Annotated in this window: 11 protein-coding genes and 1 pseudogene; 4 read left to right on the top strand and 8 right to left on the bottom strand. The window is 69.2% G+C overall.

The features are described from left to right. Positions 1-25 precede the first annotated feature (25 nt). Positions 26-1,114 (top strand): sensor histidine kinase, encoded by a 1,089-nt coding sequence (locus CLV01_RS10720; protein ID WP_099734336.1) that lies wholly within the window; start codon positions 26-28, stop codon positions 1,112-1,114. 1 nt (position 1,115) lies between these two features. Continuing rightward, the gene (locus CLV01_RS10715; protein ID WP_099734337.1) at positions 1,116-1,928 is read left to right on the top strand and encodes a LytR/AlgR family response regulator transcription factor; all 813 of its coding nucleotides are present in this window, start codon (positions 1,116-1,118) and stop codon (positions 1,926-1,928) included. Positions 1,929-1,964: 36 nt separating this feature from the next. Here CLV01_RS10715 and CLV01_RS10710 read toward each other — a convergent pair whose 3' ends face one another. After that, positions 1,965-2,651, bottom strand: a complete 687-nt coding sequence (locus CLV01_RS10710) for an ABC transporter ATP-binding protein (protein WP_180288375.1) — start codon at positions 2,649-2,651, stop codon at positions 1,965-1,967. 92 nt (positions 2,652-2,743) lie between these two features. Here CLV01_RS10710 and CLV01_RS10705 point away from each other — a divergent pair, with 92 nt between their 5' ends. Beyond that, positions 2,744-3,109 (top strand): hypothetical protein, encoded by a 366-nt coding sequence (locus CLV01_RS10705; protein ID WP_065347487.1) that lies wholly within the window; start codon positions 2,744-2,746, stop codon positions 3,107-3,109. A 3-nt stretch (positions 3,110-3,112) separates the two neighbouring features. Here the strand turns inward: CLV01_RS10705 and CLV01_RS10700 are convergent, their stop codons facing one another. The 4 genes and pseudogenes from CLV01_RS10700 to CLV01_RS10685 form a co-directional block, all read right to left on the bottom strand. Continuing rightward, positions 3,113-4,612, bottom strand: a complete 1,500-nt coding sequence (locus CLV01_RS10700; protein ID WP_099734339.1) for an efflux transporter outer membrane subunit — start codon at positions 4,610-4,612, stop codon at positions 3,113-3,115. Positions 4,613-4,635: 23 nt separating this feature from the next. Continuing rightward, positions 4,636-7,796: pseudogene (locus CLV01_RS10695) on the bottom strand (multidrug efflux RND transporter permease subunit). 345 nt (positions 7,797-8,141) lie between these two features. Further along, positions 8,142-11,279 (bottom strand): MdtB/MuxB family multidrug efflux RND transporter permease subunit, encoded by a 3,138-nt coding sequence (locus CLV01_RS10690; protein WP_099734341.1) that lies wholly within the window; start codon positions 11,277-11,279, stop codon positions 8,142-8,144. Positions 11,280-11,325: 46 nt separating this feature from the next. Further along, positions 11,326-12,951, bottom strand: coding sequence for an efflux RND transporter periplasmic adaptor subunit (locus tag CLV01_RS10685; RefSeq protein WP_099734342.1), 1,626 nt, complete (start codon positions 12,949-12,951; stop codon positions 11,326-11,328). Positions 12,952-13,372: 421 nt separating this feature from the next. On the opposite strand from CLV01_RS10685, the gene CLV01_RS10680 reads away from it, so the two are divergent. Beyond that, a complete protein-coding gene (locus CLV01_RS10680) occupies positions 13,373-13,762 on the top strand; it encodes a nuclear transport factor 2 family protein (protein ID WP_046988116.1) in 390 nt (129 codons plus the stop codon). Positions 13,763-13,764: 2 nt separating this feature from the next. Here CLV01_RS10680 and CLV01_RS10675 read toward each other — a convergent pair whose 3' ends face one another. The 3 genes from CLV01_RS10675 to CLV01_RS10665 form a co-directional block, all read right to left on the bottom strand. Further along, complete coding sequence (locus tag CLV01_RS10675; RefSeq protein WP_034365400.1) at positions 13,765-14,103, bottom strand: AzlD domain-containing protein; 339 nt, start codon at positions 14,101-14,103, stop codon at positions 13,765-13,767. 5 nt (positions 14,104-14,108) lie between these two features. Then, positions 14,109-14,801 carry an AzlC family ABC transporter permease gene (locus CLV01_RS10670; RefSeq protein ID WP_099734343.1) on the bottom strand — a complete coding sequence of 231 codons (693 nt, stop codon included), beginning with the start codon at positions 14,799-14,801 and terminating at the stop codon, positions 14,109-14,111. A 170-nt stretch (positions 14,802-14,971) separates the two neighbouring features. Further along, complete coding sequence (locus CLV01_RS10665) at positions 14,972-16,042, bottom strand: XdhC family protein (RefSeq protein WP_099734344.1); 1,071 nt, start codon at positions 16,040-16,042, stop codon at positions 14,972-14,974. Positions 16,043-16,216: the final 174 nt, after the last annotated feature.

Here is a 16,216-nt window from a genome sequence, read left to right as displayed (position 1 = left end):
CGCCATGGGACTACCATTGCTCTCCATGCCCGACCTCGCATCCAACGCCCCATCCCAGCGGGCCGCACAGGGCCACATCGTGGAACGGACCACGCTGCTGCGCCACGGCATCGCAACGACCTCGGCCTGCGCCCTGATTGCCGCCGCATTCAGCCTGAGCAACCACGGCCGCTGGGACGTGAACCTCATCTACTCGCTGTCGATCGGCCTGACCAGCTGGCTCACCATCGAACTGGGCCGCTGGCGCCTGACGCGGGGCCAGGACATTCCCTGGCCCGGCGGCTGGCGCGGCGCCGCGCTGGTGGTGGCCGGCATCGTGACGGGGTTCGTGATCGGGTCGCTGATCGGCACGGCCTACAGGCAGTGGGCCGATCCCGACGCCAGCACGGCCCTGATGCACCGGCTGTGGATACCGCTGGCCGTCACCATCGTCGCCAGCACGGTGATGTCGCTGGCCTTCTTCCTGCTGGGCTACTCGCGCCACCTGCAGATGCAGGCCGAGCAGGCCCGACGCCAGGCGGCCGAGGCCAAACTCACCCTGCTGCAGGCCCAGCTGGAGCCGCACATGCTGTTCAACACCCTGGCCAACCTGCGCGTGCTGGTGGCCAGCGACCCGCAGCGCGCCCAGGCCATGCTGGACCATCTGATCGCCTACCTGCGCGCCACGCTGGGCGGCTCGCGTAGCACCGAGCATGCGCTGGGCGAAGAGTTCGCACGCCTGCGCGACTACCTGGCGCTGATGTCCATCCGCATGGGCCCGCGCCTGCAATACACGCTGGACCTGCCCGAGGCCCTGGCCCAGGTACCCGTGCCGCCGCTGCTGCTGCAGCCCCTGGTGGAAAACTGCATACGCCACGGACTGGAGCCCAAGCTGGAAGGCGGGCATATCGCCGTGCGCGCGCGCCGCACCGCCGGCGGCCCGCTGGAGTTGACCGTGGCCGACAACGGCATGGGCCTGGATTCCGGTGCGCCCGCCCTGCCCGGCAGCCGCTTCGGCACGGCCCAGCTGCGCGAGCGCCTGGCCAGCCGCTATGGCGACGCCGCGCACTTCGAACTGGCCGCCCTGCCCGAAGGCGGCACGCTCGCCAAAATCACCATTGCCAACGCCGGTTGAAATGACCCACTCCCCCCGCGCCCTGATCGCCGAAGACGAACCCCTGCTGGCCGAGGACCTGCGCCAGGCCCTGGCCCGTGCCTGGCCCGAGTTGCAGATTGCCGCCATGGTGGGCGACGGCCTGAGTGCCGCCCGGCAGGCGCTGGCGCTGCAGCCCGATGTGCTGTTCTTCGACATCCGCATGCCGGGCCAGAGCGGCCTGGAGGCCGCCGCCGAACTGGCCGACGCCTGGCCCGAGGCGCAGCCGTTTCCCATCCTGGTCTTCGTGACCGCCTATGACCAGTACGCCATGGACGCCTTCGAGGCCCAGGCCGTGGACTACCTGCTCAAGCCCGTGCAGCCCGAGCGGCTGGCGCGCAGCGTGCAGCGCCTGCGCGAGCTGCTGGCCCAGCGCACGGTGGCCCCGGCCGGCGCTGCGCTGGCGCAGGCGCTGGAGCAATTGCGGCACCTGGCCGGTGCCACGGCCCCCGCCGCCACCGCTACCGAGCCGCCGCTGCAGATGATCCAGGCCGGCGTGGGCACGCAGATCCAGATGGTGCCCGTGCACGACGTTGTCTACTTCGAGGCCGCCGACAAGTACGTGCGCGTGCTCACGGCCTCGCATGAATACCTGGTGCGCACGCCGCTCAAGGAGCTGCTGCCCCGGCTGGACGCCGAGGAATTCTGGCAGGTGCACCGCGGCACGGTGGTGCGTGCGGCGGCCATTGCCAGCGCCCAGCGCGACGAGGCCGGCCGGCTGTGGCTGCAGCTGCGCGAGCGAGGGGAAAAACTGGCCGTCAGCCGCCTCTACGCGCAGCGGTTCAAGGCGATGTAGGTGGCGATGTAGGTGGCGATGTAGACGCCGGCTCCGTCAGCGCAGCGGCGGCTGATCGGGCAGGTCCAGCACGTCGTCCCAGGCCACGCCCTGCATCTCGTCCCAATGGGCGACGATCACGCAGCGGGGGCCATGCCCGGCCACGGGGGCCGATTGCTGGCCAGCACGGTTGAGCCCTGCCAGCGTGCGCTGCACATGGTCGATCGATCCCCGGTCCAGCGCGGCCAGCGGCTCGTCGATCAGCAGCAGCGGCACGCCGCTGGCCCAGCCCGCCGCCATCCACAGCTTGCGCAGGCTGCCCGTGGACAGGGCCAGCAGGGGCTTGTGCAGATGGGGCTCCAGGCCCAGGCCGTCGGCATGGGCCTGCCAGGCCGCCTCGCTCCACGCCGGGTGCAATTGCCGCTGTGCCTGCACCCATTCCTGCGCGGGCCCGGCGCGCTCGGCATTCGACAGTTCGGCGCGCGGGTCGCGCCAGAACAGCGCGGGGCGCTGCGACGGGTCCGGCTGCTGCGGATACGCCAGGCGCCCGGCCTGCAAGGGCAACTGGCCGGCCAGCATTTGCAGCAGGCTGGTCTTGCCGCAGCCCTCGCCGCCGCGCACCAGGCACAGGCCCACGGGCCAGTGGTGCGAGGCGCCATCCCACAGCAGCAGGCCCGGCTGCCCGAAGCGCAGGGACTGCGCGCTCACCATGGGCGGCGCCATCGATTGCTGTGCGGTGTCCATCTGAATGTCTTTCCGGTTCTTCGATGCGGGCGATTGTGCACGCGGCACAATGCCGGGCTTTCTCTTTTCCCATCACGCAGGCGGACCCCAACATGACCCTCGACTACCTGGATTTCGACTACAGCGAAGACGACGAAGGCACAGGCTGCTGGGACGCCATGGCCAGCGTGCCCGCCACGCGCGTGCCAGCCCTGGCGGCCGAGGTGGAGCAATTGCTGGCCTGGGCACACCGCCGCTTCAAGGGCCGGCGCGGTCCCATCGAGGAAGGCGGCGACTGGGACTACGAGCTGCAGGCCCAGGACGATGGCAGCAAGCCGCTGGCCTGGCGCTTTGACGCAGCCACGGCGCGCCTGCAATCCGTGGCGGCGGGGGATGGCCGCACCACGGTGAACCTGTCGATCAGCGGCAGCGCAGCCTTCGGCGAAGCGTTGCGCCAGGCCTTCGAGCTGCAGGACTGAACATCAGCGCGCGACAGCCTGCGGCCCCTGCACGGAGGCCGGGCCCAGCGGCTGCCAGCGCCCGGCCACGTTCTTGAGCAAGGTGTTGACGGCGGCCAGCCGCCGGTTGCGCACATCGATCAGGCTGCGCCGCGCCGACAGCACCGTGGTCTGGGCGCTGAGCACATTCAGATAGGCCACCGTGCCCGCGCGGTACTGGTTGTTGACGACATCCAGCGCCTTCTGCGCGGCGGCCACGGCCTCGATCTGCACCTGCTGCTCGCGCGCCAGGGCGGATGCGGTGACCAGGTTGTCCTCCACCTCCTGCAACGCCGTCAGCACGGTCTGGCGGTAGGTGGCGGCGGCCAGGTCCAGCGAGGCACGCGCCGACTCCACGGCCGCCGTGCGCGCGCCGCCGTCGAACAGCGCCAGCGCCAGCGACGGGCCCAGCGACCAGAACAGGTTGGGCGCACTCACCAGGTTGGACAGCGATGCACCCCGGTAGCCGGCCGTGGCCGACAGCGTGAGCGCCGGGAAGAAGGCCGCGCGCGCCACGCCCACCTGGGCGTTGGCGGCGGCCACGCGGCGTTCGGCCGCAGCAATGTCGGGGCGCTGCTCCAGCAGTTGGGACGACAGCAGGGCCGGCACCTCGGGCGGCGGCGGCAGTTCGGCGCCGGCCTCCAGGCTGAAGGCGGCCGGCGGCAGGCCCAGCAACGCGGCCAGGGCGTGCTCCAGCTGGGCGCGGCTGGTCTGTGCCTCGATGAGCTGGGCCTGAGTGCTTTTGTACTGCGCCTCGGCCTGGGCCACATCGGCCGACGAGGCCACGCCCGCGCGGTAGCGGTTGTTGGTGAGCTTCAGGCTTTGCTCGTAGCCCTGCAGCGTTTCCTGCAGCAGCCGCACGCTGGCATCGGCCGCGCGCAGCGAGAAATAGGTCTGCGTGATCGATGCCTGGGCCGACAGGCGCGCGGCGGCCAGGTCGTCGCTGCTGGCTTGGGCGCTGGCCTGGCTGGCGCTGACCGTGCCCGACACGCGGCCCCACAGGTCCAGCTCCCAGCTGGCGTTCAGGCCCAGCGAGTAGTTGGTCGAGATGTTGCCGCTACTGGCGGTGTTGCCGCCCGTGCCTGATACACCTGATGCACCGGAGGCCCCGCCGCTGCGCGAGCGCGTGGCGCCGGCCGTGCTGCCCAGCGTGGGGAACAGCCCGGCCTGGCTGCTGGCCACGGCCGCCTGCGCGGCACGCAGGCGCGCGGCGGCCTGGGCAATGCTCTGGTTGCCGGTGGCGGCCTGCTGCTGCAGGCGGTTGAGCTGCTCGTCGCCGAACAGCTCCCACCAGTTGTCGGGCACTTGCGCGCGCGACGGATCTGCGGGCCGCCAGATGCCGGCCTCGGCCGCCTCGGGCGTGGCTTCCTTGAACTGGGCCGGCACCTCGAGTGCGGGGCGCTGGTAGGCGCTCTGCGTGGAACAGCCGGCCAGCAGCGCGGCGGCCAGCCAGATCGCCGGGGTTTGGAGTGTCTTCAGCTGCATGGCCTTGGGCTTTCGGATTCGGTTCACTGGGGTGATGCGGCGGGCACAGGGGTGCCGGGGTCTTTGCCCTGCACGCGGCCACGCAGGCCCATGACACGCTGGCGCAGCCTGTCCAGCAGCACATAGACCACGGGCGTGGTGTAGAGCGTGAGCAGCTGGCTCAGCATCAGGCCGCCCACGATGGCAATGCCCAGCGGCTGGCGCAGCTCGGCGCCATCGCCCCGGCCCAGGGCCAGCGGCAGCGCGCCGCAGATGGCCGCCAGGCTGGTCATGAGGATGGGGCGCAGCCGCAGCTCGCAGGCGCGGTAGATGGCCTGGGCGGCCGTGGCGTGGCCGGCGCGCTGCCGCTCCAGCGCGAAGTCGATCATCATGATGGCGTTCTTCTTGACGATGCCGATCAGCAAAATCACCCCGATCAGCGCGATCAGCGAGAACTCCGTCTTGAACAGCATCAGCGCCATCAGCGCCCCCACGCCGGCCGAGGGCAGCGTGGACAGGATGGTCAGCGGATGCACCAGGCTTTCATAGAGCACGCCCAGCACCAGGTAGATGGTGATGATGGCCGCCAGGATCAGCAGCGGCTGCCCCGAAAGCGCCTGCTGGAAGGCCCCGGCCGTGCCGCTGAAGCTGCCGCGCACCGACACGGGCACGCCCAGCTCGGCCACGGCCGCGCGGATGGCATCGCTGGCATCCGACAGCGCCACGCCCTCGGCCAGGCTGAAGCTGATGGTGCTGGCCGGCGTGCCCCGGTCGTGGTTCACCGCCAGCGGCGTGTTGGTGGTGGTGATGCGCGCAAACGAGGTCAGCGGCACCTGCACGCCCTGGTTGTTCACGAAGAAGAAGCCGCGCAGCGTCTCGGGGCTTTGCAGGTAGCGGGGCGCGGCCTCCATCACCACGCGGTACTGGTTGAGCGGGTTGTAGATCACGCCCACCTGGCGCTGGCCGAAGGCGTTGTTGAGCGTGCCGTCGATCTGCGACACCGTCAGCCCCAGGCGCGTGGCCGCGTCGCGGTCGATCACCAGCGAGGTCTGCAGGCCGAAGTCGGACACATCGCTGTTCACGTCCGTGAGCTGGGGCAGCTGCGACAGCACCTGGCGGATGCGCGGCTCCCAGGTGCGCAGGTCCTGGATGTCGTCGGCCTGCAGCGTGTAGTCGTACGAGCCCGAGCTTTGCCGCCCGCCGATGCGGATATCGCTTTGCGTGACCATGAACAGCCGCGCGCCGGGCTCGTTCTTGAGCTTGTCGCGCAGGCGGTTGATCACCTCGTCGGAAGACACCTTGCGCTCGGCCAGCGGCTTGAGCGACATGAACATGTTGGCCGCATTGCGCTGCCCGCCGCCCGTGAAGCCCGTCACGTACTCCACGGCCGGGTCTTCCTGCACGATGGACAGGAAGCGCTTGAGCCGCTGCTCCATGGCCTGGTAGGAGGTGGACTGGTCGGCCCGGATGAAGCCCATCACGCGGCCCGTGTCCTGGCTGGGCATGAAGCCCTTGTCGATGGCCATGTACAGGTGCACGTTCAGCGCCACCACGCCGGCCAGCACCAGCAGCACCAGCGGCTGGTGGCGCAGGCACCAGGCCAGGCTTGCGCGGTAGCCGGACATGGCACGCCGCTCGGCCCGGCCCACCCAGGCGCCGAAGCGGTCCCAGGCGCGCTGCAGGCCGTTGCGCGGCCGGCCCGGCTGCGGCACGCGCTGCGGCCGCAGCAGCGCCGCGCACATCATGGGCGTGGTGGTCAGCGACACCACCATCGAGATCAGAATGGCCGCCGACATCACCACCGCGAACTCGCGGAAGAACCGCCCCACGATGCCGCCCATGAACAGGATGGGCACGAACACCGCGATCAGCGACAGGCTCATGGACACCACGGTGAACCCGATCTCACGCGCCCCGTCCAGCGCCGCGCGCAGCGCGGTCTTGCCGCGCTCCATGTGGCGCATCACGTTCTCCAGCACCACGATGGCATCGTCCACCACAAAGCCCGTGGCCACGGTCAGCGCCATCAGCGACAGGTTGTCCAGCGTGTAGCCGGCCAGGTACATCACGCCGAACGTGCCCGCCAGCGACACCGGCACGGCCACGGCCGGAATCAGCGTGGCCCGGCCATTGCGCAGGAACAGGAACACCACCAGGATCACCAGCGCCACGGCGATCAACAACGCACGCTCCACCTCCACCACCGAGGCACGCAGCGTGGGCGTGCGGTCGGACACGATGGTCAGATCGATGGCCTCGGGAATGGACGCCTTGAGCTGCGGCAGCAAAGAGCGCACGCGCGCCACGGCCTCCAGGATGTTGGCATCGGGCTGCTTGAAGATCTGCAGCAGGATGGCGGGCTTGCCATTGGCCACGCCGTAGTTGCGCACGTCCTGCACCGAATCCGTGACATCGGCCACGTCCTGCAGCCGGATCGCATTGCCATTGCTCCAGCGCAGCACCAGCGGCGCATAGTCGGCCGCCACGCGCGCCTGGTCATTGGCGGTCACCTGCCAGTAATGGTCCTCGCGCTCCACCGCGCCCAGCGGCCGGTTGGCATTCGTGGCCGAAATGGCGGTACGCACCTGGTCCAGCGACACGCCATTGGCCGCCAGCTTCACCGGGTCCAGCTCCACGCGCACGGCCGGCAGCGCCCCGCCGCTGATGGAGGCCTGGCCCACGCCCTCCACCTGCGAGAGCTTCTGCGCCAGCACGGTGGACGCCGCGTCATACATCTGCCCGCGCGTCAGCGCGCTGGACGTCAGCGCCAGGATCATGATCGGCGCATCGGCCGGATTCACCTTGCGATACGTAGGATTGCCCGGCATGCCCGAAGGCAGCAGCGTGCGCGCCGCATTGATGGCGGCCTGCACATCGCGCGCCGCGCTGTCCACCGTGCGCGACAGATCGAACTGCAGCGTAATGCGCGTGCTGCCCAGGCTGGAGCTGGACGTGATCTCATTGACCCCCGCAATCGCCCCCAGCGCCCGCTCCAGCGGCGTCGCCACCGTGGCAGCCATGGTGTCCGGGCTTGCACCCGGCAGGCTGGCCGACACCGAAATCGTCGGATAGTCCACCTGCGGCAGCGGCGCCACCGGCAGCAGGAAATACGACACCGCCCCGCCAGCGCCAGGCCGATGGTCATCAGCATGGTGGCAATGGGCCGGAAGATGAACGGCGCCGAGAGATTGGAAAGCTGGCTCATGATCCAGCCCCAAAAATCCCAGGCCGAGCGAAGCGATGGCCCGAGCAAACTCCCCTTCTGCCCGCGCCTGCGTCGTGGCGCTTGCGGGGTTGCAGTCCTGCCGAAGGACAGGACTGCTTCGTCCTCTGACTCGCCGTGATTGTCTGAACGCAGCGCGCCAGCGCGAAGTGAGTTTCACGGCGAACCCCGCAAGCGCCACGACGCAGGTGGCCCCGCAGCGAAGCGAAGGGGTCGCGGGCAGTGGGGCGCGCTTCTTTGCCTACTTTCTTGCTGCGAGGCAAGAAAGTAGGTCGGCCGCCGGGCCGAACCCCGGCCAGCGGCGCCAGCCAAAAGCGCAGATCAAGCTCAAGCATGGGCCTGCTCCGAAGAAGCACCCCGACGATCCCGCCACCGCTGCGCCCACCCTTCAAAAGTCAGATAGATCACCGGAGTAGTGAACAGAGTCAACAACTGACTCACCAGCAAGCCCCCCACCAACGTCACCCCCAACGGATGCCGCAACTCACTGCCCACCCCCGTCCCCAGCATCAACGGCAAGGCCCCCAGCAAAGCAGCCAAGGTCGTCATCAGGATAGGCCGGAACCGCAGCAGACAGGCCTGGTAGATGGCCTCGCGCGGCGTGTGCCCCTCCTCGCGCTGCGCCTCCAGCGCGAAGTCGATCATCATGATCGCGTTCTTCTTGACGATGCCGATCAGCAGCACGATGCCGATGATGGCGATGATGTCCAGGTCCAGCCCCGCCAGCAGCAGGGCCAGCAGCGCGCCCACGCCGGCCGAGGGCAGCGTGGACAGGATGGTCACCGGGTGGATGGTGCTCTCATAGAGCACGCCCAGCACGATGTACATGGTGATCACCGCCGCCAGCACCAGCAGCAGCGTGTTGGACAGCGAGGCCTGGAAGGCCAGGGCCGCGCCCTGGAAGGCGGCGTCCACCGACAGCGGCATATGGCCCTCGGTGCGCAGCTGGGCCATCAGGTCCTGCACGGCCTTGACCGCATGGCCCAGCGACACGCCGGGCGCGGTGTTGAACGAGATGGTGGCGGCGGGCAGCTGGCCCACATGGTTCACGGCCAGGGCCATGGGCCGCTCGCTGACCGTGGCCACCGAGGACAGCGGCACGGGCGCGCCCGCGCTGGAGGCCACATAGATGGCCTGCAGCGACTCGGGCCCGATCTTGAACTGCGGCGCCACTTCCAGCACCACGCGGTACTGGTTGGACTGCGTGAAGATGGTGGAGATCAGCCGCTGGCCGAAGGCGTTGTACAGCGCCGTGTCGATGGCCGCGACCGTCACGCCCAGCCGGCTGGCCTGGGCCCGGTCGATCTGCACGAAGGCCTGCAGGCCCTGGTTCTGCAGGTCGCTGCCCACGTCCACCAGCTCGGGCAGGTCGTGCATGCGCTCGACCAGGGCCTGGGTGCTGGTGGTCAGCTGCGCCATGTCGGGCGAGGACATCAGCAGCTGGTACTGGGTGCGCGCCACGCGGTCCTCGATGGTCAGGTCCTGCACGGGCTGGGCGTACAGGCGTATGCCCGGGATCTGCAGCGCATCGTCGGACAGGCGGCGCAGCACGGCGGGCACGCCATCGCGCTGGCCATGGGGCTTGAGGTCGATCAGCAGCCGGCCCGTGTTCAGCGTGGTGTTGCTGCCATCGACGCCGATGAAGGACGAGATGCTCTGCACGGCCGGGTCCTTGAGCAGCAGCTCGGCCAGGGCCTGCTGGCGCTCGGCCATGGCGGCAAACGAGATGGACTGGTCGGCCTCGGTCGTGGCCTGGATGGTGCCCGTGTCCTGGTCCGGGAAGAAGCCCTTGGGCACGGCAAAGTACAGCAGCACGGTCACGGCCAGCGTGGCCAGGAAGACGATCCAGGTCAGGCCCCGGCGGTCCAGCACCCAGGTGAGGATGCGGCCGTAGCCGGCGATGGTGCGGTCGAAGAAGCGGCCCGTGGCGTGGTACAGGCGGCCATGCTTTTCCTCCGCGGCCCCTTCGGGCTGGTGGCGCAGCAGCCGTGCGCACAGCATGGGCGTGAGCGTCAGCGAGACCACGGCCGAGATCAGGATGGCCACCGCCATGGTGATGGCGAACTCGTGGAACAGCCGCCCCACCACGTCGCCCATGAACAGCAGCGGGATCAGCACGGCGATCAGCGAAATCGTCAGCGAGATGATGGTGAAGCCGATCTGCTTGGCGCCCTTGAGCGCGGCCTGCATGGCCGGCTCGCCCTTTTCCACGAAGCGCGCGATGTTCTCGATCATCACGATGGCATCGTCCACCACGAAGCCGGTGGAGATCGTCAGCGCCATCAGCGTGAGGTTGTTGATCGAAAAGCCAGCCAGGTACATCACGCCGAAGGTGCCGATCAGCGACAGCGGCACGGCAAAGCTCGGGATCAGCGTGGCCGAGGCGCTGCGCAGGAAGACGAAGATCACCGCCACCACCAGGGCGATGGCCAGCATCAGCTCCAGCTGCATGTCGTTGACCGAGGCGCGGATGGTCACCGTGCGGTCGGTCAGCACCTGCACGTCCAGCGAGGCCGGCAGGGTCTCCTTGAGCTGGGGCAGCAGCGCCTTGATGCGGTCCACCGTCTCGATCACGTTGGCGCCGGGCTGGCGCCGGATGTTGAGGATCACGCCCGCGCGCGAACCGCCTTCGGGCGTGCCGGCCCAGGCGGCCAGGCGCGTGTTCTCGGCATCGTCCACGGTCTGGGCGATGTCGGACAGGCGCACGGGCAGGCCGTTCTTGAAGGCGATGATGAGGTTGCGGTACTCGGCCGCCGACTGCAGCTGGTCGTTGGCATCGATGGTGGAGGCGCGCGCCGGGCCGTCGAAGCCGCCCTTGGCCTGCTTGACGTTGGCCGCGGCGATGGCGGTGCGCACATCGTCCAGCGTCATGCCCAGGCCGGCCAGCGCCGTCGGGTTGGCCTGGATGCGCACGGCAGGCCGGCGCCCACCGGCAATCGCCACCAGGCCCACGCCGTTGACCTGCGAGAGCTTGGGCGCGAGCCGGTTTTCCACCAGGTCATTGACGCGGATCACCGGCAGCGAGGGCGAGGTGATGGCCAGCGTGAGGATGGGCGCATCCGCCGGGTTGACCTTGCTGTACAGCGGGGGCATGGGCAGGTCGCTGGGCAGCAGGTTGGAGCCCGCGTTGATGGCGGCCTGCACCTGCTGCTCGGCCACGTCCATGGCCATGTCCAGCGCAAAGCGCAGCGTGATCACCGAGGCGCCGCCCGAACTGGTGGACGACATCTGCGACAGCCCCGGCATCTGGCCCAACTGGCGCTCCAGCGGCGCCGTGACGTTGGAGGTCATCACGTCGGGGCTGGCACCGGGGTACAGCGTGGTGACCTGGATGGTGGGGTAGTCCACCTCGGGCAGGGCCGAAATCGGCAACAGCCGGTAGGCCAGCAGGCCGGCGATCAGCACCGCCACCATCAGCAGCGATGTGGCGACGGGTCGCAGGATGAAGATGCGGGAAAGATTCATGGGGCCGCCTGGAAGGGCTTGCAGTCTTCAGGTGCCGGGGCGCTGCTCAGCGCCCGGCCGGAGCGGGAGCTGCGGGAGCCGCCGGAGCAACAGGCGCAGAGGGCGCGGCAGGTGCCGGGCCGGGCGAAGGCTGAGGCGATCCGGGCGACGGTGCCGGCGACTGGCCTGCGGGCGCGGAGCCTTCGGCCGCCGGCGCGGTCACGTTGCCGCCGTTGCCGCCGTTACCGCCACTGCCACCGTTACCACCATTGCGCTGCCCACCGCGCTCGGCACGCAGCTTCTGCAGGTAGGCCTTGCGCTCGTCGGGGTTCATGGTCGCCAGCTTGGCGCGCACATCGGGCGGCAGGTTGCGCATGCCGCGCGGCTGGCCGGAGGCATCCTGCACGGCCTGGTCCACCTTCTGCACCTTGTCGGGCTCGATCACCGTGACCTTGGCGCCTTCGCGCAGGCGGTCAATGCCATCGACCACCACCTGCTCGCCAGGCTTGAGCTCGCCCTTCACGCTCACCCGGTCGCCATCGGTCACGCCCACGGCGATGCGCCGCTGCGTCACCGTGCCATCCTCCTGGACCAGGTAGACGTAGTTGTTCTGCACGGCCGTGGTCGGCACGGTCAGCGCCTGCTCCAGCCGGTCCACTTCCAGCTTGACGTTGACGAACTGGTTGGCGAACAGCCGGCCCTCGGCATTGTCGAAAGCGGCCTTGGCCTTGATGGTGCCGGTGGCGATGTCGATGCTGTTGTCCACCGCATTGAGGCGGCCGCGCCCCAGTTGCTGCTTCAGGTCACGATCCCACAGCTCCACGGGCAGCTCGCGCCCCTCGGCCAGGCGCCGTGCCAGCGTGCCCACATGGGCCTCGGGCACGGAGAACACCGCATCGATGGGCTTGACCTGGGTGATGGTGACGATGCCGTTGGTGTCCGAAGGGTTGACCACATTGCCCCGGTCGGCCTGGCGCAGGCCCAGCCGGCCCGCAATGGGCGCCGTGATGCGCGTGTAGCTCAGTTGCAGCTTGGCCGCATCGGCCTGGGCCTGGTCGGCGGCCACCGTGCCCTGGTACTGGCGCACCAGCGCAGCCTGGGTATCGACCTGCTGGCCGGCAATGGAATCCTGTGCCTGCAGCTCCTTGTAGCGCTGCAGGTCCAGCTGGGCGTTCTTGAGCAGCGCCTGGTCGCGCTGCAGCGTGCCCTGGATCTGGTTGAAGCTGGCCTGGAAGCTGCGCGGATCGATCTCGGCCAGCAGCTGGCCGGCCTTGACCTCGTCGCCTTCCTTGAAATGCAGGCGCAGCAACTCGCCCGACACCTTGGCGCGCACCACCGCCGTGGCGCGCGGGTTCATGGTGCCGATGGCGCTGATCAGCACGCGCATGTCGCGCCGCTCCACCACGCCCACGGACACCGGCTGCGCCTGGGCACCCATGGCGCCGGGGCCGCCAGGCCCACCCGGCCCGCCGGGGCCGCGCCGGCCGCCTCCCGCACGCCCGCCACCCGGGCCGGGCGCACCGGCCGAGGCCTGCTCGCCCTGCGCCGGCGCCCGCTTGTTCCACCACCACAGCCCGCCCCCCGCCACCAGGGCCAGAGCCACCACGCCCCACATCAGGGCGGGCCGTACCCGGCCGCGCTGGCGTACGCCGTGGGCATCTGCAACAAAGGGGCTGCTTGACAGGCGTTTCATGGTCACTGCGGGAAGTCGTGGGAGGAAACCGTGGGTCCGGCCCCAGAACAGGGAACGGCGGCGGATGCGGCTATGGTAGCCAGTCCCATGCTCTCCAAAACGAGGCAGATCGCCGTTTTACGCAGGCATTACCCCCGCTTTACCCCGGCTTTACCCGCTCTGACATGGTCGTTTTCGGAACAGGTCGAGCACCCGTCGGCAGGGTCTCAGACAGGGCACGGCGCTCAAAACACTGTTGACCCAGGCACGGCCAATGCGGGGCGCATCAGCCCGAAAGTCCATTGAAAACAAGGCATTGCACCGCACCCCGGCGCGGCCCGCGCCTCGCCACCCGTTGGACTGCCCCCCGCGCTTGTGGCTACGATGCGCGGCCGCCGGCCTGCAAGCGCAGGCCGCCATCCATCCGTCACAGGAGAACACCATGACGACTGCCAACCCACGCCTGACCGACCACCCCGAAGAAGCCGCCGTGCGCGTGCCGCTGGAGCTGTACATGCGCGGCCATGCCGAGGACGACAGCGCCCACATGCGCGCCGCCTTCATGCCCACCGCCCGCATCGAAAGCGTGCGCGAAGGCCCGCTGACCTCCTGGGACATCGACACCTACTGCGCCCGCTTCAAGGGCCAGCCCGCCGCCGACGAGGCCACGCGCCGCCGCAGCATCGACGCCATCGACATCGGCGGCACGGCGGCCAGCGCCAAGATCACCCTGGTGCACGGCGCCATCACCTTCATCGACTACTTCGTGCTGCTCAAGACCGAGGCCGGCTGGAAGATTGCCAACAAGGCCTTCCATGCCCAGCCGCACTGACATCACCAGGGCTTGAAATGGGCCAGCAGGCCGTAGGTCAGCGCACCAGCCAAGGTCGGCATGGCAATGCCTCCACGCACCAGGCGTGCGAGGCAGATGGCCAGCAAAGCCACGGAGATCACGGCCACCCGCCCCCAGCGGACATCGCTGACCAACAGCCCCCAGGTTGACACCACGAACAGGGCAGCGATGGCGGCGGGCCCGACACCCGCCAGCCACCTCTGCACCTTCCGGGACGCCCGTGCAGAGTGCCCTCTGCGGCGTGCCTGCCACAACGGCAACCAGCGCAGGCCAAAGGTGCCGGCACCGCACAACAGCAAGATCCAGAATGTGTACGACATGGTGATCAGCCCCTATCGGCCGTGGCCGCATGTGCCAGCGCACCGCACAGGATCGCCAGCGCCAGGGCGTGGTAGCCCGGGATGAAGCGAACCAGCACCGCAGCGACCACGGCGGCCGTGAGCACCGCACGCCACCAGCGCAGCACCCCCGCCTCCAGCAGCAGCGCAAAGAACAATGCGGGCAGAACAAAGGCCAGCCCCTCGCGGACGGCTGCCGGCCATCGATCCACCTCGCCCACCAGCGTCACCCCCATCACCGTGCCGCCCACCCAGGCCGCGTAGGCGCCAAGTTGCAAGCCCAGAAACCAGTGCTCGCGCTCGGCCTCTGGCACGCCCTGCATCTTGCTCATGGCGGTGGCAAACACCTCGTCGGTCAGGCCAAAGGCCAACCAGGGTGTGGCCAGGCGCTGCCGCGGCCCCAGCACCACCTGCAGGGCCGGGCCATACAGCACATGCCGCGCATTCATCAACAGCACCGTGGGCAAAGCGGTCCACAGCCCAGCTCCCGAAGCCAGCAACGAAATCAGCAGGAACTGGCTGGCTCCGGCATAGACCAGCACGGAAGCCAGCACCGCAATGGATGGAGCAAGACCCGCCTGAACGGCCGCCACGCCAAAGGAAAAAGCAATCGGCAGATAGCCCGTCGCCACGGAGAGGCTGGCCGTCAGGCCGGCAGCCAGCGGACGAGCGCCGCTCACGCCGCGCCTCCGAACCATTTCGCTACAGGATTGCCGACAATCGTGCCGGGCAAGCCGGCCTCATTCCCAGCCAAACACATGATCGCCTCCCTCTATGAAAGAAGATCGATCAATATAGCGTCTCAACTCCTGTCACTGCAGCCCCATTCCACCCGCCTGCGGCGCCCCGTCTACCCCACCCCGCACACCAGCGGCGTGATGCCCTCGGACCCGTCATCCTCCAGGGGCTGCGGGGGCTGGGCGGCGGCAAGCTTGCCTTCTTCCACGGTCATGCCGCGCGGCAGGGCAACGCCGTTCTTGGCGGCCAGGACCTCGGCCATGATGCTGACGGCGATTTCGGGAGGCGTCTTGCTGCCTATGTACAGGCCGATGGGGCCGCGCAGGCGCGCCAGTTGCGCGTCGCCCAGGCCGAAGTGCTCGCTCAGGCGCTGCAGGCGCAGGGCGGTGTTGCGGCGCGAGCCGATGGCGCCCACGTAGAAGGCCGGGGATTCCAGGGCTTCCATGAGGGCCAGGTCGTCGAGCTTGGGGTCGTGCGTGAGGCCGATGATGCAGGTGCGCGCATCGGCGCGCATGGTGCGCACAAGGTCGTCGGGCATCTCGCGCGACAGCTGCACGCCGGCCACGCTCCAGTGGCGGCTGTATTCCTCGCGCGGGTCGCAGACGGTGACCGCAAAGCCGTTGAACAGCGCCATGGTGGCCAGGTATTCGGACAGCTGGCCTGCGCCGATGAGCAGCATGCGGTACTCGGGACCGAAGCTGTTGGCGACCTGCTGCCCGGCATGCACCAGCGGCTCGGGCGCGTCGCTGACCTGCTGGACGACCTGGCCGGTGGCCTTGTCCACGGTGCGCCGCACCATGCGGCCTTCGTCCAGCCATTGGACGAGTTGCTGCAGCGCAGCAGCGTCGGGATTGAATTCGAGCAGCAGCTCCAGCGTGCCGCCGCAGGGCAGGCCGAAGCGGTGGGCCTCGTCGGCGCTGACGCCGTAGCGCAGCAGCCGGGGCGCACCGTCGCGCAGGGCGTCGGCGTCCGAGGCGTGGCTGTAGCGGGCGATCAGGTCGTCCTCGATGCAGCCGCCGGACACGGAGCCGACCACGGCGCCCGAAGCCCCCAGCGCCATGATGGAGCCGATGGGCCGGGGCGACGAGCCCCAGGTACGCACCACCGTGGCCAGCAGCGCGCGCTCGCCCTGAGCGCGCCATTGCGCGAGGTGGCGCAGAACATGAACATCCAGGTTTTCCATTGCAAATCTCCACGCCGGCACCTGGCTTGCCTGTGCAGCTGGGCGCCTGGCGTTTTTCGGCGGCTATTGTCTCTCTGCATCAAGAAGGGTGCAGCAGCATGTAAAAAGGGCTTGGTAGCGCAGGGCGAAGCATAGAAGCCACAACAAATCTGAGGCCAGAGACGCCGAGCAAGA

The organism is Delftia sp. 60, assembly GCF_002754395.1.
Lineage (GTDB): Bacteria > Pseudomonadota > Gammaproteobacteria > Burkholderiales > Burkholderiaceae_C > Comamonas > Comamonas acidovorans.
Note: the sequence above shows the minus strand (reverse complement) of the source record. Positions and strands in the feature narration are given on the sequence as shown.

Bases quoted from the DNA above. Each gene is read 5' to 3' on its own strand.
- CLV01_RS10665 (WP_099734344.1), bottom strand. From the start codon at position 16,042: ATGGAAAACCTGGATGTTCATGTTCTGCGCCACCTCGCGCAATGGCGC.
- CLV01_RS10720 (WP_099734336.1), top strand. From the start codon at position 26: ATGCCCGACCTCGCATCCAACGCCCCATCCCAGCGGGCCGCACAGGGC.
- CLV01_RS10680 (WP_046988116.1), top strand. From the start codon at position 13,373: ATGACGACTGCCAACCCACGCCTGACCGACCACCCCGAAGAAGCCGCC.
- CLV01_RS10705 (WP_065347487.1), top strand. From the start codon at position 2,744: ATGACCCTCGACTACCTGGATTTCGACTACAGCGAAGACGACGAAGGC.
- CLV01_RS10690 (WP_099734341.1), bottom strand. From the start codon at position 11,279: ATGAATCTTTCCCGCATCTTCATCCTGCGACCCGTCGCCACATCGCTG.
- CLV01_RS10675 (WP_034365400.1), bottom strand. From the start codon at position 14,103: ATGTCGTACACATTCTGGATCTTGCTGTTGTGCGGTGCCGGCACCTTT.
- CLV01_RS10700 (WP_099734339.1), bottom strand. From the start codon at position 4,612: ATGCAGCTGAAGACACTCCAAACCCCGGCGATCTGGCTGGCCGCCGCG.
- CLV01_RS10710 (WP_180288375.1), bottom strand. From the start codon at position 2,651: ATGGACACCGCACAGCAATCGATGGCGCCGCCCATGGTGAGCGCGCAG.
- CLV01_RS10685 (WP_099734342.1), bottom strand. From the start codon at position 12,951: ATGAAACGCCTGTCAAGCAGCCCCTTTGTTGCAGATGCCCACGGCGTA.
- CLV01_RS10715 (WP_099734337.1), top strand. From the start codon at position 1,116: ATGACCCACTCCCCCCGCGCCCTGATCGCCGAAGACGAACCCCTGCTG.